General features: G+C 54.7%; 21 protein-coding genes and 1 tRNA gene. 18 read left to right on the top strand and 4 right to left on the bottom strand.

What is annotated here, in order from left to right; translation table 11 throughout:
* The first annotated feature begins 97 nt into the window (after window positions 1–97).
* From ABC336_RS03135 to ABC336_RS03105, 7 genes are all read left to right on the top strand, one after another.
* Window positions 98–667, top strand: coding sequence for a xanthine phosphoribosyltransferase (locus ABC336_RS03135; RefSeq protein WP_413237273.1), 570 nt, complete (start codon window positions 98–100; stop codon window positions 665–667).
* An 81-nt stretch (window positions 668–748) separates the two neighbouring features.
* On the top strand, window positions 749–1,075 hold the full coding sequence (locus tag ABC336_RS03130) for a hypothetical protein (protein ID WP_413237272.1): 327 nt from the start codon (window positions 749–751) through the stop codon (window positions 1,073–1,075).
* Window positions 1,076–1,183: 108 nt separating this feature from the next.
* Window positions 1,184–1,393 carry a hypothetical protein gene (locus ABC336_RS03125; protein WP_413237271.1) on the top strand — a complete coding sequence of 70 codons (210 nt, stop codon included), beginning with the start codon at window positions 1,184–1,186 and terminating at the stop codon, window positions 1,391–1,393.
* Between the two features lie 20 nt (window positions 1,394–1,413).
* On the top strand, window positions 1,414–1,869 hold the full coding sequence (locus ABC336_RS03120) for a zf-TFIIB domain-containing protein (protein WP_413237270.1): 456 nt from the start codon (window positions 1,414–1,416) through the stop codon (window positions 1,867–1,869).
* Between the two features lie 730 nt (window positions 1,870–2,599).
* Window positions 2,600–2,845 carry a hypothetical protein gene (locus ABC336_RS03115; RefSeq protein WP_413237269.1) on the top strand — a complete coding sequence of 82 codons (246 nt, stop codon included), beginning with the start codon at window positions 2,600–2,602 and terminating at the stop codon, window positions 2,843–2,845.
* 163 nt (window positions 2,846–3,008) lie between these two features.
* Window positions 3,009–3,092 (top strand) — tRNA-Leu (locus ABC336_RS03110).
* Between the two features lie 147 nt (window positions 3,093–3,239).
* Entirely contained in the window at window positions 3,240–4,085 is an 846-nt protein-coding gene (locus tag ABC336_RS03105; protein ID WP_413237268.1) for a divergent polysaccharide deacetylase family protein, read from the top strand.
* Here ABC336_RS03105 and ABC336_RS03100 read toward each other — a convergent pair.
* Window positions 4,053–4,730: an N-acetylmuramoyl-L-alanine amidase family protein gene (locus ABC336_RS03100; protein ID WP_413237267.1), complete on the bottom strand. Its 678-nt coding sequence runs from the start codon at window positions 4,728–4,730 to the stop codon at window positions 4,053–4,055. The two genes, ABC336_RS03105 and ABC336_RS03100, sit on opposite strands and share 33 nt — an antisense overlap.
* 139 nt (window positions 4,731–4,869) lie before the next feature.
* Between ABC336_RS03100 and ABC336_RS03095 the strand changes: the two genes are divergently transcribed.
* A complete protein-coding gene (locus tag ABC336_RS03095) occupies window positions 4,870–5,082 on the top strand; it encodes a YqzE family protein (RefSeq protein WP_413237266.1) in 213 nt (70 codons plus the stop codon).
* A 158-nt stretch (window positions 5,083–5,240) separates the two neighbouring features.
* On the opposite strand, the gene ABC336_RS03090 is transcribed toward ABC336_RS03095, so the two are convergent.
* From ABC336_RS03090 to ABC336_RS03080, 3 genes are all read right to left on the bottom strand, one after another.
* On the bottom strand, window positions 5,241–6,008 hold the full coding sequence (locus ABC336_RS03090) for a hypothetical protein (RefSeq protein WP_413237265.1): 768 nt from the start codon (window positions 6,006–6,008) through the stop codon (window positions 5,241–5,243).
* A gap of 249 nt (window positions 6,009–6,257) precedes the next feature.
* The gene (locus tag ABC336_RS03085) at window positions 6,258–7,187 is read right to left on the bottom strand and encodes a YqhG family protein (protein WP_413237264.1); all 930 of its coding nucleotides are present in this window, start codon (window positions 7,185–7,187) and stop codon (window positions 6,258–6,260) included.
* Window positions 7,184–8,980 carry a DEAD/DEAH box helicase gene (locus ABC336_RS03080; RefSeq protein ID WP_413237263.1) on the bottom strand — a complete coding sequence of 599 codons (1,797 nt, stop codon included), beginning with the start codon at window positions 8,978–8,980 and terminating at the stop codon, window positions 7,184–7,186. Before ABC336_RS03080 ends, ABC336_RS03085 begins: the two co-directional genes overlap by 4 nt.
* 304 nt (window positions 8,981–9,284) lie before the next feature.
* Between ABC336_RS03080 and ABC336_RS03075 the strand changes: the two genes are divergently transcribed.
* The 10 genes from ABC336_RS03075 (at window position 9,285) to ABC336_RS03030 (ending at window position 19,752) form a co-directional block, all read left to right on the top strand.
* On the top strand, window positions 9,285–11,894 hold the full coding sequence (locus ABC336_RS03075) for an adenosylcobalamin-dependent ribonucleoside-diphosphate reductase (RefSeq protein WP_413237262.1): 2,610 nt from the start codon (window positions 9,285–9,287) through the stop codon (window positions 11,892–11,894).
* Between the two features lie 279 nt (window positions 11,895–12,173).
* Window positions 12,174–13,004 (top strand): carbohydrate ABC transporter permease, encoded by an 831-nt coding sequence (locus tag ABC336_RS03070; protein WP_413237261.1) that lies wholly within the window; start codon window positions 12,174–12,176, stop codon window positions 13,002–13,004.
* Between the two features lie 12 nt (window positions 13,005–13,016).
* A complete protein-coding gene (locus ABC336_RS03065) occupies window positions 13,017–14,240 on the top strand; it encodes an extracellular solute-binding protein (protein WP_413237260.1) in 1,224 nt (407 codons plus the stop codon).
* A gap of 32 nt (window positions 14,241–14,272) precedes the next feature.
* Window positions 14,273–15,154, top strand: a complete 882-nt coding sequence (locus tag ABC336_RS03060; protein ID WP_413237259.1) for a carbohydrate ABC transporter permease — start codon at window positions 14,273–14,275, stop codon at window positions 15,152–15,154.
* Window positions 15,155–15,209: 55 nt separating this feature from the next.
* Window positions 15,210–16,004 (top strand): inositol monophosphatase family protein, encoded by a 795-nt coding sequence (locus ABC336_RS03055; RefSeq protein ID WP_413237258.1) that lies wholly within the window; start codon window positions 15,210–15,212, stop codon window positions 16,002–16,004.
* A 27-nt stretch (window positions 16,005–16,031) separates the two neighbouring features.
* Entirely contained in the window at window positions 16,032–16,754 is a 723-nt protein-coding gene (locus ABC336_RS03050) for a GntR family transcriptional regulator (protein WP_413237257.1), read from the top strand.
* A gap of 26 nt (window positions 16,755–16,780) precedes the next feature.
* Window positions 16,781–17,224 (top strand): hypothetical protein, encoded by a 444-nt coding sequence (locus ABC336_RS03045; protein ID WP_413237256.1) that lies wholly within the window; start codon window positions 16,781–16,783, stop codon window positions 17,222–17,224.
* A 42-nt stretch (window positions 17,225–17,266) separates the two neighbouring features.
* On the top strand, window positions 17,267–18,706 hold the full coding sequence (locus tag ABC336_RS03040; protein ID WP_413237255.1) for an RNA-guided endonuclease InsQ/TnpB family protein: 1,440 nt from the start codon (window positions 17,267–17,269) through the stop codon (window positions 18,704–18,706).
* A gap of 75 nt (window positions 18,707–18,781) precedes the next feature.
* Complete coding sequence (locus tag ABC336_RS03035; protein ID WP_413237254.1) at window positions 18,782–18,931, top strand: hypothetical protein; 150 nt, start codon at window positions 18,782–18,784, stop codon at window positions 18,929–18,931.
* Window positions 18,928–19,752, top strand: a complete 825-nt coding sequence (locus ABC336_RS03030) for a hypothetical protein (protein ID WP_413237253.1) — start codon at window positions 18,928–18,930, stop codon at window positions 19,750–19,752. The genes ABC336_RS03035 and ABC336_RS03030 overlap by 4 nt, the downstream gene beginning before the upstream one ends.
* The last annotated feature ends 289 nt before the right edge of the window (window positions 19,753–20,041 follow it).

Genomic DNA, 20,041 nt, shown 5'->3' with positions numbered 1-20,041 from the left:
GAAAACGGGCAGGTTTACTAAAATTGAAGTTGCGCAACCTATACCGGCTGTGGTAACTTATCCAAAAAAGGTCATCCGGTAAAGGGGACGTGAAACCATGGATTTGCTAAAAGAACGCATCTTGCGCGAAGGTTCGATCCTGTCGAGCGACGTGTTGAAGTTGGATGGCTTGCTTAATCATCAGGTTGACCCGGTGCTGACGATGGAGATGGGAAGAGAGTTCGCCAGAAGGTTCGCAGAAGAAAAGATTACCAAAGTGATCACTGTCGAATCATCCGGGATCCCCGTATCGTTTGCGGCGGCGTTGACACTGGGGGTGCCTCTTCTGTTCGCAAGACGAAAGAAGACACTGATTGCGGATCCCGAGGCGCTGTCCGAGCGTGTGCCGTCGTTTACTAAAGGTATTGTAACAGATATTATGGTCTCAAAGGAATATCTTACAGTAGAAGATCGTGTACTCTTTATTGACGATATCATTGCCAATGGCGATGCTGCACGGGGGTTGATCAAGATCATCGAGCGTTCCGGTGCCGAGTTGGCCGGGATGGGGGTCGTTGTGGAGAAATCGTTCCAGGCCGGCGGCAGAGCTCTCAGAGAACAGGGAATACGAGTGGAATCACTCGTGCAGATCGCATCGCTTGAAGGCGGCAAGATCACCTTTGTCTGAGGGCAGGGGGCAGTTCCCCTTTCCTCAAGGGACATTTTCCTTTATAATAGCTAGTAAGTGGCCGAGAGGAGGCAGATAACTATGGGGAAATCAGAGTTTTCTTTGGACTTTTTTCAAACCAAGCTGAATGATGCCAAGGTGCACTTCGAGCGTGCGCTCGACTGCAAGCATACGGAATTCGACGATCTCTATCCCTACATGATCGAGCATCCGCAGTTTTTTTGGTACAAACGATATGTTGCCTGGTCAGAGCTGCTTACGATCGTGAAGCTGGGTGAAGAACTCCAGATGGATTGGAAGCCTCATTTTACAGAGCGTCAGAGTGAGTATATCGAGAAGCGTGTGATGTCCTCACGTGTATTGGATGAGTGGTTCGAAACCAATGATTCAAGAGAACATGTTGGCTAACCGCCGGCTCTAATAGCACAAAATAGTGCATAACGGAAGACCTCGATGAACGGCAAAGTGCGGCATGGAGGTCTTTTCCGTTGTTGGTGCGAAAGGAAGATTCAAATCATGGTGTCTGATGCGCAGCTGGATCAGTATCGGCAGGATGGTGTCAAGGTACGGGTCGTCAGAGACGCGATCGAGAGTAACGATGTAGTGGGCATTGTCGTGGCTTGGGATGACGCGCATGTGATGATCCGCCGCCCGAACAGAAGGGTTGTCAAGCTAAGTCGTTCGTACAGCTACGAGCCCGCTTCCAACAAGCGAGAAGAAGCGTAGTCTACAGGAGGTTGAAGGCAGTGAGATGTCCCGTTTGCGAAGATGTGCGAATGCGTGAGGTGCAGAAGAACGAAGTAATGATCGATGTATGTCCGGATTGCAAAGGCGTATGGCTGGACCGAGGCGAACTGGACAAGCTGATGAGAGGCGTACACGAAATGAGGCAGGAGCTCGAATCGTGGGACCAATCGATGCCAGAAGCAGCCATGCCTCCACAGCAGAGCGGGGTCCCTAGCTTCGGCAATGGGGCGCCGCCTCGGCAGCCTTACGGAGGTCCGGCAGCCAATCCTTACCCGGGTCAGCAGAGCACCTATGGAGCGCCGCAGCAGCCACAAGGCGGTTACGGGGAGCATGGTCCTAACGGTCCGTATCACGAGCGAGCTACCGAGCAGCGATACTATGACAAACATGGCTATCCATACAAACGCAAGAAGAAGAAGACGGTACTCGATGTGTTTGGCGATTTGTTTGATTAAAGAGGATAAAGGTGGCAGATACCGCAGTGAAGCGCCGGCAGGTGCGTCCTGCGGTTTTTTTTGTGCTTTATAGCCAGATTTTATATGTTTCAGGTCGACGGAGTATGGAAGAAGACCGCTGAGGGTAGTGTGCTCGCTTCCGAGCGGTCTCAGTAGCCCTTATTTCGAGCATGGGCGGGCTTTTAGAACTGCTTGCGGACAGAGGATCCGTTATCGGTCTGTAAACGGGGGCTAACGGGCGTAAAACCAGCAAATAACGGATCGTGGGTCCGCAGGAACTGTTTCTGGTGGGCTTTTCTGCAAAATAGAGTTTATTGTGTCCGTATCGCAGTGCCAACCTGGGTGAGCAGGTTTTGTTAAATAGTAAGAAAGTATATGTTTTACACATCTACTTGGCTTATATTTCTCCGGAATGAAACGCGCTGCGCCGCCAGAGGACGGCGACAGCCGTTTCACCTTGGCAATAGCGGCAGAAAGGATCGTTATAGCGGCTCATACCAATGATTATGACGTATAACGTAATTGTTATGTTACATTTATGAAGGATTTCATGTGATTGTGTTAGATTAATTAACTTGAATATTACAAAAATATCCCGTATAATAAAAGCAACTACCGAACGTGCTGTTTCATCCCGCTGGGAGTGGGTAATAAATACTATCATCGCAGCATACGATATGAATACAAAGGCTTATCCAATAGACTAGATTAAAAGAGAGGCGATTAGGATATGAACAACGATTACTTTGAGCGTCTGTATAACACAGTTGGCGATCTGTTGTATCGCGTCAGAATCTACGACAGAGATCTGATGAATACGGATGAGATTATTGCCATGGACGAAGCTTATGAGAAAATACAGGTCAACAAATGGATGATGGGCAGTCCGCAGTGGCAAGACCGTGCGATCGAAAAGCTGGAGCATATGAATTACCGGCTAGTAACCATTATGGAAGATCTCCTATATACAGCTTAATCATTCCAGTCCTTAAAGGGCTGGTTTTTTAATGGAGAAATCGCATATCGCCCGAATTTTCGAAATTCTTTTATTTTTTTGATCAGCTTGACTTCCCATCCCGCTGCATGCTAAGATAAATCTCGTGATCAAGACACGCTTCGGTGTGAATCACAACTATCGTGCGGTCGTGGCGGAATTGGCAGACGCGCTAGATTCAGGTTCTAGTGGTGTAACAGCCGTGGAGGTTCGAGTCCTCTCGACCGCATATCTTAATTAGAAAAGCAGGTTTTTGTCGTGTAGTATAGCCGACAGGGATCTGTTTTTTTTATTATTTTGGCAAGAGGTACATATTCTGAAGGGCATTTCCACACAATGAGAGGAGACTTTCGCTGGCAAGGAGATGACCATTCAGATGTCGATATGGCTTAGACTAACCACACTATGCCTCGTGCTGCTCTCCGTATCATTGACTGGCTCCGCACCGCGGCTATCACTGGCTGGTCCGGCAAGCGCTTATGCGGGTGGACAGTCTGCCTCGCTGCCTGCCCTCCACCCGCCGAGCAAGCGCATTGCTATCGTGATCGACGATTTCGGTAATCGGATGTCGGGAACAGAAGACATCCTGGCGCTCCCCATCCCGCTTACAGTCGCGGTGATGCCATTCCTGCCGTCCAGCAAGGAAGATGCGGAGGAAGCCCACCGCAGAGGTCATGAGGTAATCATCCATATGCCGATGGAGCCTAATCGGGGCAAGAAGGAATGGCTTGGCCCTGGCGCGTTGACCGCAGATATGAGCGATGCAGAGATCCGCAACCGGGTAGAGGCAGCGATCGAAGCCATCCCGCATGCTGTTGGGATGAACAATCATATGGGGTCCAAAATTACGGCCGATCGCCGGATCATGACAGTCGTCCTGGAGGTATGCAGGGAACACGGGCTATATTACCTGGACAGCCGGACGACGCACAAGTCCGTCATAACGGAAGTGGCTGACAAGGTAAAGGTGCCTGTATTGATCAACAAGCTGTTCCTGGATGACCGTTACCAAGCTAGCCATATCCAGCGGCAGCTGGTGCTTCTGGCACGTTACCTGCAAGAGTCGCCCGAGGTCATCGCGATTGGTCATGTCGGGCCGTCCGGCAAAAATGTTGCTTCTTTGCTTCGCAGATGGTCTCCTGAGCAGGATGCGTCAACTGTTTTCGTCACGGCTTCCCATCTTATTCCCTCAATGGCCCGTGATCAGCAGATATTGCCGTAATCCGTTGGCAATCGCTTGAGCGATGGCCGTTTGACCTTGAGAATTGGTCATCATCTGCCGGTCGCCGGCATGACTGAGAAACCCGACCTCGATGATCACTGCAGGCTTGTCTGTCTTGCGAAGCATATAGAAGTTGTTTCCATTGCGAGGCAAAGTCCGCGTCTGCTGCTGCTGGTTGAGTGCATCCTGGATACACTGAGCGAGCAGCATGCTCTGGCCATTCTCCTTGTACAAGACGACCGGACCGCGTTCGCTGCGGTCCGGCGTCCAATTAACATGGAGGCTCACGAGGATCCGTGTAGGAATCTCTTGCGACAGCTGACGGCGCTGAGAGAGGTCGCGTCGATGTCTCGAACGGCTGATATGCCAGCGGTTATCATCGCTAAGCGCATAGTCGCTGTCTCTGTTCAGGACCGCGTCGATGCCTTGGCTGCCAAGCAGCAGATAGAGCTTCCGGGCAATGGCCAGATTGATATCCTTCTCCAGAATGTCCCCATGATGTGCGCCGCCATCAATTCCTCCATGTCCGACATCGATCAGTACCTCAGCGCCCGGCAGGGCGCCGGAAATATCCGGACGATCGGATGCATGTGCGTGCGGCACGAGAAGTCCAAATATGAGCACGAATGCCAACCATCGCTTCATTATCGCAGCCTCCCTCATGACTTTGTTGATCTGAATCCAACATTGCTTATCTTGGCTCCAGAAGGGAATTGTCATGCACGGATGCCGCTTGCAAATGGAGGACATACTGAAGATAAAGGGGTATGAGGGAGGAAGGGTTATGGCAGACAGTAAAGAATTGATCACGTATGTAACCAAGCAGGTTGTGCGGTATGTGGAGACCCCCCGGGCGGAGCGCAAGCAGCAGCGAAAAGCATCCCGGGTGCAGAAGGAGCACTGGACGATTCGCTGGTTCGGTCTGGCGCCGCTTGGTTTTATGGTATGGTGGAAGACCCGGTGGCACAAAGTCCGATCCTCTGGAGATTCCCAATAAAAAAGCTGCTGCCCGAACGAACGTCGGGCAACAGCTTTTTTGAAATATAAGAAAGTATATGTTTACACATCTACTTGGCTTCTATTTCTCCGGAATGAAACTTGCGACGCCGCCAGAGGACGGCGATAGCCGTTTCACCTTGACCATAAATGGATAGGTTAATAATAGCTTCCGGCAGCATGCAGTACGGCCAATGGGATATAACGGCTGCCTTCCTGATCCACCGACAAATAAAGTTGATGGTCATCCCAATGGTGATATCCGGTGACAGGCCAAACGAAAAGGTGCCGACCTTCAAAAGGATCCGCCGTAAAACGGACCTGTTCGCGCAGCCTCAGTTGATCGGCGGGTGCTGCTGGACGCAGCGGCTGACGGGTAAGCCAAGGCATGCGTTCAAATGCATCAAAAGAAGGGAGGACAAGCACGTCCAGCAGTTTTACTGGAGTCGGGCTCGGCGGTATGTGAGCAGCGTCCGCTGCCATTTGCCAGTCAGCATCCTCAATTGGCAGCTGTTCACCCGTTTTGGCGTCGACATATATCGGTTCCTCGTCTTGTTGCTGAATGCGCCATACTGCGAGTACTGGAGAAATATAGTGCTGTTCGACCTTGAGTATCCCTGCCAGGTGAGCAGCTTCCAGACCGAGTGAAGATAAAGACCGTCTAAGTGTGGCAGCACCGTAAAGAGGCTCCTCTCCCACACCGTATTCGCCGAGTGCATAACCGCCGTCTTCCGTTGCATGGACAACCATATATCCAATTGTTTGCTGGCCGCTATGAAAGGTTACGAGCCAGCTATGCGTACCGGGTCCCAGCGGAGAAATGTCTCGGACAGCTTCAGCCCATTCGCCAAAAGCGGGCTGGCTGGATAAGGCGTCAAGCCACTGGTCAATCTGATCATGGATATTCTCTGAAGCGGAAGCGGTCAACTCGAACGACTCGCTTCGCACAGCCTGAGCGCTTGCTACGCTTGCAAACAGCAAGACTGCAGCTGTATATAAGGGAACCCAACGTCGCAAACCGTTCACCATCCTGTCTGTCTATGAGCCGCTATGCAGCTGGCTTGTCCTTCTATTGTACCGGAACCGCTCCGGGAAGCTTGTTGGAACCTGTCAGGCGCAGCTTAGCTGCGCCTGTTCTATTTTTGCCGGAATCCAGCGAATCCCGTCTGTCCTGGGCTATTCGATACCTGCCAGGTGAAAAATACCGCCATTGATGGCGGAAGCCGTCACCCGAGGCTGGTACTGCCAGTCGATCTCCGCCTTGCGGTTCTCGTACTGCTCCTGGATTTGCGGCTTCACTTCGTCCACGGCCGAGGATAGCAGCGCATCGTAGTAATGGGAGATCAACTGCTGCTCTTCATGCAGCCGCTGCGAGGCTTCTTCCGCCCAGGCATAATCATAGGTGCGCAGTTTTTTTTCAAGTGTCTGCTCGATGATGCCTGCGGCCTTGTGGAGTGTGACTGCACTTCGGGCGACATGGATGTTGGGCGGGATGCGCGGCGTCATCTTCAGACCCGACAGACGGTCCTGGAACTGCTCGACACATTGTCCCGTGGCAAGCGAAATACCAAAGGAATGGATCTCCTCTCGCTTGCGGTCGCAAAGAAAATCAACCTTGAGATTAATTCCCAGCCAAGGGGTATAAGCGGTTGATTCCAGCGGGTGGCTCTTGCGGGCGTCCGGCTCCTGGAACAGGCATACGTAGCTGCCTCCGCTCCGGGCTGCTTCGAACAGCTGCTCCAGCCGCTTCGAGCCGTAATACAGATCTTCTCGGGGCATCCGGGCTCCTGCGGTAGTGCTGTGAACGTAGCCGTAGCTGCGCGCGAGTGCCGCATCTGCGGCAGCGGATCCATCTGCCTTGCTAGAGGTTTTTTTTTCCTGCTCCTGGTCATATTTTTCTTTGTCGGTGACAAACAAAAACGACATCGTCTCCGGCTCCGCTCCCGTGCGGTCCACGAACCCCCAGTAATAAGGACGATTGGTAAGGATCCGGTCCGCGAGCGGGGAGAGCTTGACCTTGAAATGGACCGGCGATTTCTCGATGATGTGACACCCGGTCGATTCCAGATAATGCTGGACAAACCGGTGGATCTGTCTGGTATTCATTGCTTCACCTCCACGGTGTGACTGACCGCATCAAGCAGCTGTCCGAATGACGCATCTGCTGGGCGGTCCTGATGCTCCAGACGTGCGCTGCTCAGCGAGTGGCCCAACTGCCGGAAGCGGCTGCTCAGCTCGCGCTGTCCCGAAGATTCCAGCATCGCTTTGGCAATCTGTTTCTCCAAGGACTGATCTTCTTTCTCTAAGCGTTCCAGGATATGATCCAGCTCGCCAATAACCATCTCGAACAGGTTGATCTTCTCGTGCAGCAGACCCACGATATGCTCTTCGATGGTCCCGAGGGTGCAGAGATTATAGATGCGCACATCTTCCGTCTGGCCCAGCCTGTGTACCCGGCCGATCCGCTGTTCGACCCGCATGGGATTCCAGGGCAGGTCAAAGTTGATCATGTGATGGCAGAACTGCAAGTTGATGCCTTCGCCACCTGCTTCGGTTGCGATCAGCACCTGCGCGCGGCCGCGGAACATATCCATCATCCAGTCTTTCTTGCCGCGGTTCATGCCGCCGCGGTAGGGCACCGCGATAAGCTCATGGCTTCGGAAGTACTGCAGCAGATACTCCTGGGTGGCCCGGTACTCCGTAAAGACGATAACCTTCTCATTCATGTCCCTTATCAGCCGCAAAGCAGTCTCCGCTTTGGTATTAGCCTGGATCTGTCGGATATATTCGACCAGCTCCCAAATCTTCGGCCGCAGTGGTGAATCTTCAGGCGTCTTCTTGAACATATTGACGAGCGTGATGAACACGGCATCCCGGCTGCTGCACACCTCACGCTGCAGCGTGACCAGCGACAGCATGCTGGTCAGGTCGCCGCCGCTCTCGGCGTACCGCTGTTTGACAAAGCTGGTCACAGCTTCATAAAGCGCCTGTTCCTCGGGAGAGAGCTGCAGCGGGATATTCTTGACGATGCGGCGGGTGAACTCGATACCGCCATCTCCCCGGCGGTTGCGGATCATGACGCCTGAGAGCGCATCATGAAGTTCAGTTTCGTTTTTGGGCTGCCGTTTATCGACGACAAAATTGGCCGCAAATTCGCTCTGCCCGCCCAATTGTCCCGGCTTGAGCAGGGTGATCAGATTGTACAGCTCATCAAGCTCATTCTGCACCGGCGTAGCTGTCAGCAGCAGGCAGTATTTTTTGCGCAGCAGGGTTGCGAACTGATAATTGGTAGTTTTTTTGTTCTTCAGCTTATGAGCTTCGTCGATAATCAACATATCGTAGTCCGTGCCGAGCAGCAGCTCGCGATGCGGCTCCCGCTTGGCGGTATCGATCGAAGCGACGACGACATCATAATGCCACGTGTGGGCTTTTTTTTGAGCCACGGCGGCGATTCCGAATTTTTGGTTGAGCTCCCGGACCCACTGAAGCACGAGTGAAGCTGGCACCAGGATAAGCGCCTTTTTGACGAGCCCGCGAACGATATATTCTTTGAGGATCAGTCCGGCCTCGATCGTCTTGCCGAGACCGACCTCATCTGCGAGAATCGCTCGTCCGCCCATGCCGTCCAAAACTTTGCGAGCGGTGGAGATCTGGTGGGGCATCGGATCAAAGGACGGCAGCACGCGCAGACACTGCAGCTCGTCGAAGCTGTCGATTTTGCGCGCCTGCTGGGCTTCGATTGCCAGCTTATAGAGCACCCATTCATCCCAAGGACCGTTTTTGGCCAGACGCTGCTGCAGCTCATCCTGCCAGCTGCGGTCAAAATGAAGCTCGACCAACGGATGGAGTTTGTTCTTGCCGGGCGAGTCCGAACTTGCAGAATGTGTGGAGTTGGCCATTGTTTATCCTCCTTATGAGAGCCTTGCCCTTGCAGGGGCGAGGGCTGGCTGTGAGAAACATTACATGTCTATCAGTATTGCCGCAATCTAGGGGAATCATAAGAGGAACCCGCAAAAACAGGGACACTTCAGGATCGCGACCGCTTGGACAGGCGGAAGGTTGCGTCACCAGATTGTGAGATTTAGAACGGTGGTAATACAATATATAGTATGTTATTATGAAACAAACATACAATATGTAGTGATTGGTTAGTCTGAATGGATCCGAATGATCAATCCTGCAGCAAATGGAGGCGTGGTAAAGATGGCAGAGGTGCAGACCAGCAGCTTGACAGGGTTAAGCGAGAAAATATTCCTGGATCGTTACGCTTGGAAGGCTGATGACCCGGCCGCTGCGAAGCCGGGAGATACCGTGCTGGTCATGATAAAGGATGACCCGAAATTCCCGGCCAAGGAAGCCGGAGAAGTCATCGAGCGTACCGGCAGCCAGGCGACCGTGAAAACAAGAAGCGGGCTGATCGTCACGACCGATGTGGACAAGCTGACCTTGACGCGCGAGCAGACCCCTGAGCAGATGTGGGACCGGCTCGCGGAAGCAATGGCTGCGGTAGAAGAGACCGAGCCGCTGCGCAAGCAGTGGCAGCAGAGGTTCCGGTCGATCCTGGCGGATTGGAAGCTGGTCCCGGGCGGCAGGATCGCCGCAGGGGCAGGGGCGAGCGACGAGCTGACGTTGTTCAACTGCTATGTGCTGCCGTCCCCTCATGACAGCCGTGGTGGCATCATGGCCACGCTCACCGAGATGACCGAGGTGATGGCCAGAGGAGGCGGTGTCGGCATCAATCTGTCGTCGCTGCGGCCCAAACGGGCGGTCGTCGCCGGCGTCAACGGTTCATCGAGCGGTTCAGTGTCCTGGGGCGGCCTGTTCAGTTATACGACCGGGCTGATCGAGCAGGGCGGCAGCCGACGGGGTGCCCTTATGCTGATGATCAACGACTGGCATCCGGATCTGGAGGATTTCATCACGGTCAAGCAAAAGATGGGCGAAGTAACCAATGCCAACCTCTCGGTTTGCGTCAGCAACGGCTTCATGGAGGCGGTCAGAGAGGATCTGGAGTGGGAGCTCGTCTTCCCGGACACCCGGGATCCGGATTATGACCGGCTCTGGCAGGGAGATCTGGCAGCTTGGCGGGAGATGGGCAAGCGGGTCATCCCTTACCGGACCGTCAGAGCACGCGAGGTCTGGCATACGATCATCGAGTCGGCGTGGAAGTCGGCGGAGCCCGGTGTCGTCTTCATGGAACGCTACAATGAGATGTCGAACAGCTGGTATTTCAACCCGGTCATCTGCACGAACCCGTGCGGCGAGCAGGGACTGCCGGCGTGGGGCGTCTGCAACCTGTCCGCGATCAATCTTTCCCGGTTCTACGATGAGACCGCGCATGATGTGGACTGGCAGGAGTTGGGCCAAGTGACGCGATGGGCGGTTCGGTTCCTGGATAATGTCATCGATGTGACACCTTATCATTTCGAGCAAAATGAAGCGAACCAGAAACGGGAGCGCCGGGTCGGTCTGGGGACGATGGGGCTGGCGGAGCTGTTGATCCGGCTGGAGATCCGCTATGGCAGCGAGGAGTCGCTGGGCTTCCTGGACCGTTTGTACGGATTCATCGCCAAGGAGGCGTATCTGGCTTCTACCGAGATCGCGGCGGAGAAAGGCTCGTTCCCGGCTTTCGAGTCCGACAAGTTCTTAAGCAGCGGCTTCATGCGCGAGCTGGCAACGGTGTACCCCGAGGTGGGGGAAGCGGTCCGTGGGCGCGGCATCCGCAATGTAACCCTGATTACGCAGGCGCCTACTGGCAGCACAGGCACGATGGTCGGCACCTCGACCGGCATCGAGCCTTACTTTGCCTTTGAATATTACCGTCAGAGCCGGCTGGGGTATGACAAGCAGCTCGTGCCGATCGCCCAAGTCTGGAAGGACCGGCACCCCGGCGAAGAGCTGCCGGACTATTATGTCACCGCCATGGAGCTGGCGGCGGAGGACCATATCCGGGTGCAGGCGGCGATCCAGCGCTGGGTCGACAGCTCGATCTCCAAGACGGCCAATGCCCCTGCGGACTTCACGGTCGAGGATACGAAACGGCTCTATGAACTGGCCTTCGAGCTGGGCTGCAAAGGCGTGACGATCTACCGCGACGGCAGCCGCGATGTGCAGGTGCTCTCGACGGACAAGAAGGAGGATGCCGCTAGCGAGACCGGGGCCCCAGCTTCCGATGATGCCGAAGTTATAATGGCTGCTGCGACCGCACCGGCGGAGCCGTCCGCGAGCGCAGTGGTTGCTCCATCCGCTTCCGAAGCCGCTATACCGTCTTCTCCGGTCCCGATCGACAAACAGTACAAACGCCGTCCGCAGGTACTGCGCGGCGCGACGTACAAAGTCAACACGCCATTCGGGATGGCTTACATCACGATCAATGATCTGGATGGCACGCCGGGAGAGATCTTCCTGAACGTGGGCAAAGCGGGGTCGGATGTGTTCGCCATGGCGGAAGCGCTCGGCCGGGTATGCTCATTGTTTTTGCGCTACGGCGACCATGGCAGCAAGGTGCAGCTGCTCATCAAGCATCTCAAGGGCATCGGCGGCTCGGGGGCGATCGGCTTCGGTGCGACCCGGGTCGAGTCGATCGCCGATGCGGTGGCCAAGTCACTGGAGCTGCATGTATCCGATCTGACGACGGACGCCGGGGAAGCCGCCGGTCTAGGGACAGAGCAGGGTGCCGGAGAAACGCCGCAAGGGCATCAGCCCTCCCGGGCCTTTAGCTCTACCGACCTGTGCCCCTCCTGCGGCTCGGCCTCGCTGATCAACACCGAGGGCTGCAAGACGTGCGCGAGCTGCGGATATAGCCGGTGTTAACCGGCTGCTTGGTTCGTTAGAAGAGCTAAATAACTAAGGCCATCATCGAAAGATGAGGCCTTTTTTTGATGGGCGTGCCAGTTGCGATCTCAATTGAATTTCGATTCCTCCTTAACCTGAACGCCGATTTCTTACCGTCGGCGTTTTTGTAGTTTGGCTTCAGCCGTCCCCCCCCCCCCCCCCTTAACCAATCCTTATTTTCCACATTACACCTAGTTAACAAACGATCCCTATAGTAAACGTATAGACGTCTAGACAATTAAAAGAAAGGAAGATCCTTTGAACAGGCTACTTATTGGCTCCAAATACGGGATGCTGACGGTTGTGCTCCTCTGCACCTTGTTCCCGGTGTATTGGATGGCTGTTATGGCGACCCGGCATTCGACCGACTTGTTCGCCCAAGTGTCGCTATGGCCAAGCTCGTTCACCTTCGAGCACGCCATCAGCATCTTTACCGAGGAGAGATACGGACTGCCGCTCTGGAATAGCGCGGTCGTCACTTTGGCATCCCTGACGATTGTGCTCGCGGCGGGTTTGTCCTGCGCTTATGTGCTCAGTCGGCGAACCTTTGCCCCTGTTTTCAGAAACGCGTTGCTGGTCTGGATTTTGCTCGTTCGTGTACTTCCGCCGATTACCTTTGCGCTGCCGCTGTATATCCTGATGAACGATGCCGGGCTGCTCCATACCAAGGTGCCGATTGTGCTCGCGCATGTTCTGGTCAATCTGCCGTTCGTCGTCTGGTTTATGATGGCCTTTTTCATCGGTGTGCCCGAGGAGATCGAGGAGAGTGCACGCATCGACGGCGCCTCGGAATGGACGATTTACCTGCGTGTGGTCCTGCCGCTCGTGGCCCCGGGCATCGCAGCTGTGACGATCCTGTCCTTCATGGACTCCTGGAATGAATATTTGTACAGTGTCATCTTTATTCAACGCCCGGGCGACTTTACGATTCCCCTGAAGCTGGCCACGCTGAACAGCGAGCAGGAGCTGACAGAGTGGGGCAAAGTCGCGAGCGGCGGCATCGTGTCGATGATTCCCGTCGTATTGATCGCAGTTTTCATGCAGCGGCATTTGATGAACGGCCTAACGGCCGGCGCCATAAAAGAATAGGAGGATGGAGAGATGAAACGTAGGTTCAGTGTGGTGTTGAGTGCAGGTCTGGCGGTTGGACTGCTGGCAGGCTGCCAGTCGTCGCAGGGACAAGGTCCCGACAAGCTGGTGATCGCCGCCCGGGGGGGCTCGCATGTAGCGGCCATGGAAGCTGTAAAAACGGCTTTCGAGGAGGAGCATCAGGTCGAGGTGGAGATCATCGGTCTCGAGGCAGCGGATCTGAAGCAGAAGATCTCGCTTGATGCCACCAATGCCAGAGGTTCTTATGATCTGGTGATGGCTGATGATCCCTGGATGCCGGAGTTTGGAGAGGCCGGTATTTTTGCCAACCTGTCCGAGCTGGGAGTAGAGGCGGATGAGGACTTTGAAGCGTCGTCGCTGGCTCTCGGCAAGCATCCGTATGGTACCGGCGACCTGTACGCACTGCCGTTCTCGGGCAATGTGCAACTGTTTTTCTACAATGAACAATTGATGGCGGACAAGGGGTACGACGTCCCGGATAGCTGGGAAGAGGTGCTGCACATCGCAGGCGAGGTCCATGCCGCTGACGGGACAGCCGGCTATGTCATCCGCGGCCAGCAGGGCAATCCAATCGTGTCCGACTTTTTGCCGATCTTCTGGGCGTTCGGTGGACAAGTATTCGATGAAAGCTGGAGTGCCCAGATCGATACAGAAGCGGGCCGGGAGGCACTGAGTTTGTATATCGAGCTGGCTGCCGCTGGCGCCAACTACGAGACGACGGATATCGTCAGCTCGGTGTCCGAAGGCCGGGCGGCGATGGCCCTGGGATGGCCGTCCTGGTTTATCTCCGGCGAGACAGCAATCGCCAGCTACGCGCCGATTCCTTCCAAGGGAACCGCGGCCGATCCGGCCATCTCCACCGGCATGATCGGCAACTGGATGATGGGCGTTGCTGCCAATTCGCAATATCCCGAGCTTGCTGCCGAGTTCCTGAGTTTCATCACAAGCAGCGAGACCCAGAAAAGTATGGTCGAGCATGGCGGTGTCCCGACGAGAAAAAGTGTCTACCAGGACAACGAGCTGGCAGCAAAATATCAGCACTTCCCGATCCAGCTGGAGGCGCTGCAAAATTCGGTCGCCAGACCCCGCACACCGAAATGGTCGCAGGTGGAAGAAGCGCTGGGAGCCGAATTGTCGGCAGCTATCGCTGGTACCAAGTCGGCGGAACAAGCGCTGGCGGATGCCAATCAAGCGATCAACCAGGTGATGCAATAACACTGCGAAAGGTATGGAAAGGGGCAAAGAACTTGCATAGCAAATGGCGTTTTCAACTGGGCATGCTGGCCCCCGTGCTCATCCTGCTGATCGGCCTGACCGTCTTTCCTTTCATCTACACGATCCTGAACAGCTTCACGGATTATTACTACCTGGCCAGCGACGCCAAGCAGTTTGTCGGGTTCGACAATTATGCCCGGCTGCTCCAGGATCCGCTGTTTATGCAATCGATCTGGAATACGGTCAAATTCATGGTACTGGCGGTCTCGATCGAGACCGCCCTGGGCCTGGCAATCGCGCTGCTGCTGGACAGCATGCGGCGAGGCCTGAGAGTACTGCGGGTGTCGCTGCTCCTGCCGGCGCTGCTGCCTCCGGTTACCGTGGCGCTGGTATGGCAGATGATGCTCAGCAATCACAACGGCATTATCAATTATATGCTTTCGTTTTTTGGGGCCGGCCCCTTCAACTTTCTGATGGATATCCGTCTGGCTTTCAACACCATTCTGCTGATCGATATCTGGCAGTGGACGCCGTTTGCGTTTTTGCTGCTGTATGCGGCGCTGCAAGCCGTATCCAGAGCCCAATACGAAGCGGCCAAGGTCGATGGCGCCAGCAGATGGAGCCTGTTCCGCCATGTTACGCTCCCCAATATCTTGCCGGGTCTGTTGTTAGTCATCCTGCTGCGGACGATCGATACGTTCCGGCTGTTTGACAAAGTCAATCTGTTAACCGGCGGCGGGCCGGCTAATTCGACGGCGACCATCACCCAGTACATCTACCGGCAAGGGGTATACAATCTGCAGATCGGGTACGGGGCGGCCGCTTCGATGGTGATGGTGCTGCTGGTGCTGGCCTTTACCGTAGCCTATATTATGCGCTCGCTTGGAGGAAGCCGTCATGGGCATCATCGTTGATTTCCTCAACCACACATAGAATCATCCGAAGGAATGTGAAGGAAGGGACGCTGAAATGGATCGAATAGATCAGCAGGAACGGCTGCTGTTGGAGGATGTGCTTCACCATATGGGAGCTTGGACAGAGCAAGTGGCTGCTTACCAGAAACAGGCGGCTCAGGCGCGCGACTTCAACGTCCGAAGCAAGGGCCTGGAGACGGATTTCGTTACGGATGTGGATCTGAAGTCGGAGGACATGCTGATCCGGCTGATCCGCCGCCACTATCCGGATCACGGCATCCTGGGTGAAGAGAACGGCCGGATGGACGGGTCCAGTGATTATGTGTGGCTGGTCGATCCGTTGGACGGAACGACCAATTATATTCACGGCTTCCCGCTGTCTGCCCAGTCGATTGCCCTGCAGCACAAGGGCATTACTGTTGCGGGGATGGTGTATGCGGCCGGGCTGGACATGAAATTTTGGGCCGTGCGGGAGAGCGGGGCTTATCTCAACGGCAAGCGCGTACACGTCTCGCAGACCAGGGACCTCAAACATAGTCTCCTGGCTACCGGTTTTCCAAACGATTGCAGCCGCCATCAGCTCAATCTCCCGTACTTTGCCAAGATGACCGGGCAGGTGTCAGGGATTCGGCGTACGGGCAGCGCGGCGCTTGATCTGTGCTTTGTCGCGGCGTCGTATCTGGACGGATTCTGGGAGTTCGATCTGAACGACTGGGATACCGGCGCCGGCGCCCTGATCGTCGAGGAAGCCGGGGGCATGGTTGAGCGGCTGCAGCTTGACGATCACCCGCTGCTCGTATGCGGCAACAAGCGGTTGACGCCGCTGCTGCAGCAAGCGCTTCTTGCCTAGAAGACAAGGAATGAATTGGAGGAACCTGTGTTGATCAGTTATCCCAACATCAAGAGCGAGATCGAAAAAATGATAGACAGCAAGCTGTGGAAAGTCGGGCAACGGTTGCCCTCCGAGTATGAGCTGGCCAAATATTTCAGTGTCAGCAGGGAAACGCTGCGCGCGGCCATCAAGCTGCTCGAGCAGGAAGGGAAGCTGCTCGTCAAGCATGGCATCGGCACCTTCGTCATCAAGCCGCTGCCCGTTATCCCGAGCCGGCTGGAGATTCTCCAAAGCATCGGGACGATGATCAAGCTGGCTGGCCTGAGGGAGGATGACACAAAAGAAATGATCGGGGAGGTGGTGTGCAATAAGGAAGGGGCGCGGGCATTGAACATTGCAGAGGAGGCCAAGGTGATTCAGATGGAACGGATTCGATATGCGGACGGGGAAGCCGTAGCCTATTCGGTCAATCTGATCCCTCGGGATCTGGTCGGCGACGCCTTTGAGCGGATAGACTTCTCGGGCTCGCTGTTCGGCTTTCTCGAGGACAAGTGCAGGATTACGATTGCCAGAGCAGACACCGAGCTGGTAGTGCCGCTGAAGCAGGACAAGTATGTCCAGCGGCTGCAGATCGACAAGGAAGAAGAGACGCCGGTCATTCTCATGAAGCAGCTGCATTATGATGAGCAGAACAAAGAGATATTGTATTCACTGGACTACTTGCGAAATGACATTTTCAACTTTTGGGTTCGCCGAGAGCGCAAATGACAGATTAGCATGAAGGAGTGGTACGTGTGAGAAAAACGTCAGGAATGGCAAAATCAAGTTTGGTGTGGCTGCTTGTAGCCGCGCTGCTCTTCGTTGCCCCTGTAGGGGCTGCCGCAAATGCCGAGGTGATCCAAGCCAATCTGTACAAAGCGTTTCATGACACCTATGATGAGAACGATCCGGATCAGAAATTCTCGGGTGCGCTGGATTTGCAGTTCTACAACATGGAACTGGACATTATGGTCGATGCCAATCACAGTACCTATACCGGGCCGCAATATCCCGACTACCTGCAGGGCAAAGTCAGACTGTATGTCAAGCATGATGCCGCAGCCCAGCCCAACACCAGAGATCTCTATCAACTTTCGCCGAGAGGACTCCCACTTCTTCAAGTGGTGAGGTTAATCGGCGACTGCTTCTTTAGCCCACAAAATCTTCTTTCCTTTTCTCCTTTGCGACGGTATAATTAATAGGAACATACATTCGCTTATCGGGTAAAAGGGAGTGACTTCATGTCCGTGCCAAAATCCGAATATCGAACGTTTCAAGTGTGGATCAAGCCGGGACATCCGTTATTTTCTTACCTCGATGAAACGTGCCAACATGCTAAAAATCTGTATAATACGGCTACCTTTTATGTCCGACAAGTGTTTACTGCCAGGGGGCAGTCTGCTGCTTGCCAGCCGTTGCAACGGCAAGTGATGGATACCCTCTCCGCGCATCTGGATGCGATGAACGAGCGAAGAAGTGCGAAAAATCATGCTCGTCCCTTTGTATTGCCTACGCCAGAGCGGCCCTTCCTCTCGTATGCCTTCCTGGATGCCTTGTTCAAAGTGATGAACCAGCCGGATTACCGCGCGCTTCCTGCACAGAGCAGCCAAGGTATCCTGAAGGTGGTGTTCCAGAACTGGGCTTCCTTTTTCGCCAGTATGAAGGCGTACCGACAACATCCGGAGCGATTCACGGGCAAGCCGAAGATGCCGGGCTATGCTCGGAGCAAGGTGAAGGAAGTGGTGTTCTCGAATCAGGACTGCGTCATCAAAGAAGGGAAATATCTTAAACTCCCCCGAACCAAACGGCAACTGAACATCGGCAAGCTGGGCTGTAAGGACGGCAAGCTTATGCAAGTGCGTGTCGTCCCTCGTCATGGGCACTATGTTGTCGAACTGATCTTCGCTTGCCCTCTGAAAGTGCCGAAACCGGTAGCGGACGCTGCTCCATCTGCATGTTGCATGGCGATTGATCTCGGCGTGGACAATCTCGCAACCATGGTCACGACAACCGGTGCGCAGCCGATGCTCGTGAAGGGCGGGATCGTCAAAGCGATCAATCAATACTACAACAAGATGAAAGCGCACTACTCGCGTATTCTTCGCCATGGCAAGGACCCGCGAGAAGGCCTGCATACGTCCAAACGATTGGAACGCTTGCACCTGCAGCGCTATCGCCGAATCAAGGACCTGTTTCACAAGGTCAGTCATCACGTGGTCAGGCTGGCCATAGAGGCGCGAATTGGCACCATCGTGATCGGTCAAAACACAGGATGGAAGCAAGGCACCGGCATGGGACGGCGCAACAACCAGTCATTCTGTCACCTCCCGCACGGGCTGCTCATGGGGATGATCCAGTATAAGGCAGCAGAGCAAGGCATCACGGTGATCGTGACCGAAGAAGCGTATACGTCCAAAGCAAGCTTCCTGGATCACGATCCGTTACCGCGCTTTGATGAGGCGGTGACCTGTGCCTTCTCCGGCAAGCGGGTCCACCGTGGGCTGTATGTGAGCCCGCTCGGCATGATTCACGCCGATGTGAACGGAGCGGCCAACATCCTGCGCAAAGTATTCCCAAACGTATCCGCTAAGGGTACAGATGGGATAGAGGGGCCCGCCGGTAACCAGTCCGTCAACGTGTCAACTCCACAGGTGTTAAGCATCCTGAGAAAGTCAGGTTGAGACATCTGAAACCCCCACTTCAGCCAAGCGTCAGCATCGGCAAGTGGCGGGAGTATTCATAAATACTTCGAAGATGTGGCGGCCCGAATCGAAGTAAATGGAGACAGCGTCTACGGAGACGGCAGGGACATCATCATCAATCTCGACATGAAGACGGCCAATAATCCCGATTACCGCGAAGTCTCGCGTTCGCTGCAGCGATTCTGGACCATTACCCGTCCTTGATCAGCTACGGATATGTCGGCGAATCGGGCAGCTTCACCGAACAAGCCATTACGGTCTGCCTGTCCGGTTCGGACGGCTTGAAGGACGCTTACTTTGCCTTTATCTCGGAAACGACGGGCAAGCTGTCGGCGTTCAAGGATCAGGTCCACAGTGTCACCGGCAGCAGACATGCGCAGGTCTCCGACTACTTCCCCCGGGAAGCGGACATCTACCACCGGTTCTATGCGATCCACTGGAAGCATATCGAGAGCGGCTTCGACCTGCTGATGCCGGGCAATTGGTCCCAGGAGGAAGAACAGCGGCTTGAGGCGATGATGCGCGATGCCACGCAAAAAGGGTATACGTTGCGCTTCTACAGCCTCAATGGGGCGGTTGGCGCCTGGCTGCATGCCGGTACCGTGGATGGCCAGAACGGCGAGCGCCCCGATGTCGCGATGCAGGACGGCCGCATCGTAGCCGTATATCGCAGCAGCAGCAAGCTGCAATATACTGCAGGGACTTGGGGAACAGGCGGAGCGCTGAGCTGGCAGTTTACCGGACAGATGCAGGGCCAGGACGGCACGGATCCGACAGTGGCTTTTGTAGGAGAGGACAAAATCATTGAAATGCATACGAGCCAGAATACCGGCCTGATCTGGTACAACATCGGCGAGCTCCATTGGCCGTCGGTGAACTGGGTACACAATCATATTTGGGATTCGGGCGTCTCGTCCAAACCAAGCGTCGATTACCATGCCGGACATCATATCCTGATCGATGTGCATAAGGCCGGTTTGAACGACGCCCTGTGGTACAACAGTGGCAGAGTTCACTTCCCATAATATACATGTGGAACATATAAATTATTAGAATTTAAATTGAAACAGCAGCGACAGCTATCCTCTGTCGCTGCTGTTTTTTTGTTGTTCAGGGCGTGCCCAGCTAATCACCCATCGTCCACCCGCCCCCTCTTGGCTGCAGCGACCGGCTCATCCTTTGCACAAGTATTGTGTTAAAGATTGAGTCCATAGTCTCTGTACAACGTTGTCCAGAATTTGTTCAGTACGACCTGTTACACTTCGGACAGTGTCGAAATTTCAGAGTGTCGGTAGGTCTAAAGTCTCATGAAGA

The organism is Paenibacillus jepli, from assembly GCF_047238105.1.
Classification (GTDB): domain Bacteria; phylum Bacillota; class Bacilli; order Paenibacillales; family Paenibacillaceae; genus Paenibacillus_D.
Note: the sequence above shows the minus strand (reverse complement) of the source record. Positions and strands in the feature narration are given on the sequence as shown.

Excerpts from the sequence above, each read along its gene's own strand:
- ABC336_RS03135 (WP_413237273.1), top strand. The coding sequence starts at position 98 with ATGGATTTGCTAAAAGAACGCATCTTGCGCGAAGGTTCGATCCTGTCG.
- ABC336_RS03130 (WP_413237272.1), top strand. The coding sequence starts at position 749 with ATGGGGAAATCAGAGTTTTCTTTGGACTTTTTTCAAACCAAGCTGAAT.
- ABC336_RS03125 (WP_413237271.1), top strand. The coding sequence starts at position 1,184 with ATGGTGTCTGATGCGCAGCTGGATCAGTATCGGCAGGATGGTGTCAAG.
- ABC336_RS03115 (WP_413237269.1), top strand. The coding sequence starts at position 2,600 with ATGAACAACGATTACTTTGAGCGTCTGTATAACACAGTTGGCGATCTG.
- ABC336_RS03105 (WP_413237268.1), top strand. The coding sequence starts at position 3,240 with ATGTCGATATGGCTTAGACTAACCACACTATGCCTCGTGCTGCTCTCC.
- ABC336_RS03100 (WP_413237267.1), bottom strand. The coding sequence starts at position 4,730 with ATGAAGCGATGGTTGGCATTCGTGCTCATATTTGGACTTCTCGTGCCG.
- ABC336_RS03095 (WP_413237266.1), top strand. The coding sequence starts at position 4,870 with ATGGCAGACAGTAAAGAATTGATCACGTATGTAACCAAGCAGGTTGTG.
- ABC336_RS03085 (WP_413237264.1), bottom strand. The coding sequence starts at position 7,187 with ATGAATACCAGACAGATCCACCGGTTTGTCCAGCATTATCTGGAATCG.
- ABC336_RS03080 (WP_413237263.1), bottom strand. The coding sequence starts at position 8,980 with ATGGCCAACTCCACACATTCTGCAAGTTCGGACTCGCCCGGCAAGAAC.
- ABC336_RS03075 (WP_413237262.1), top strand. The coding sequence starts at position 9,285 with ATGGCAGAGGTGCAGACCAGCAGCTTGACAGGGTTAAGCGAGAAAATA.
- ABC336_RS03065 (WP_413237260.1), top strand. The coding sequence starts at position 13,017 with ATGAAACGTAGGTTCAGTGTGGTGTTGAGTGCAGGTCTGGCGGTTGGA.
- ABC336_RS03055 (WP_413237258.1), top strand. The coding sequence starts at position 15,210 with ATGGATCGAATAGATCAGCAGGAACGGCTGCTGTTGGAGGATGTGCTT.
- ABC336_RS03040 (WP_413237255.1), top strand. The coding sequence starts at position 17,267 with ATGTCCGTGCCAAAATCCGAATATCGAACGTTTCAAGTGTGGATCAAG.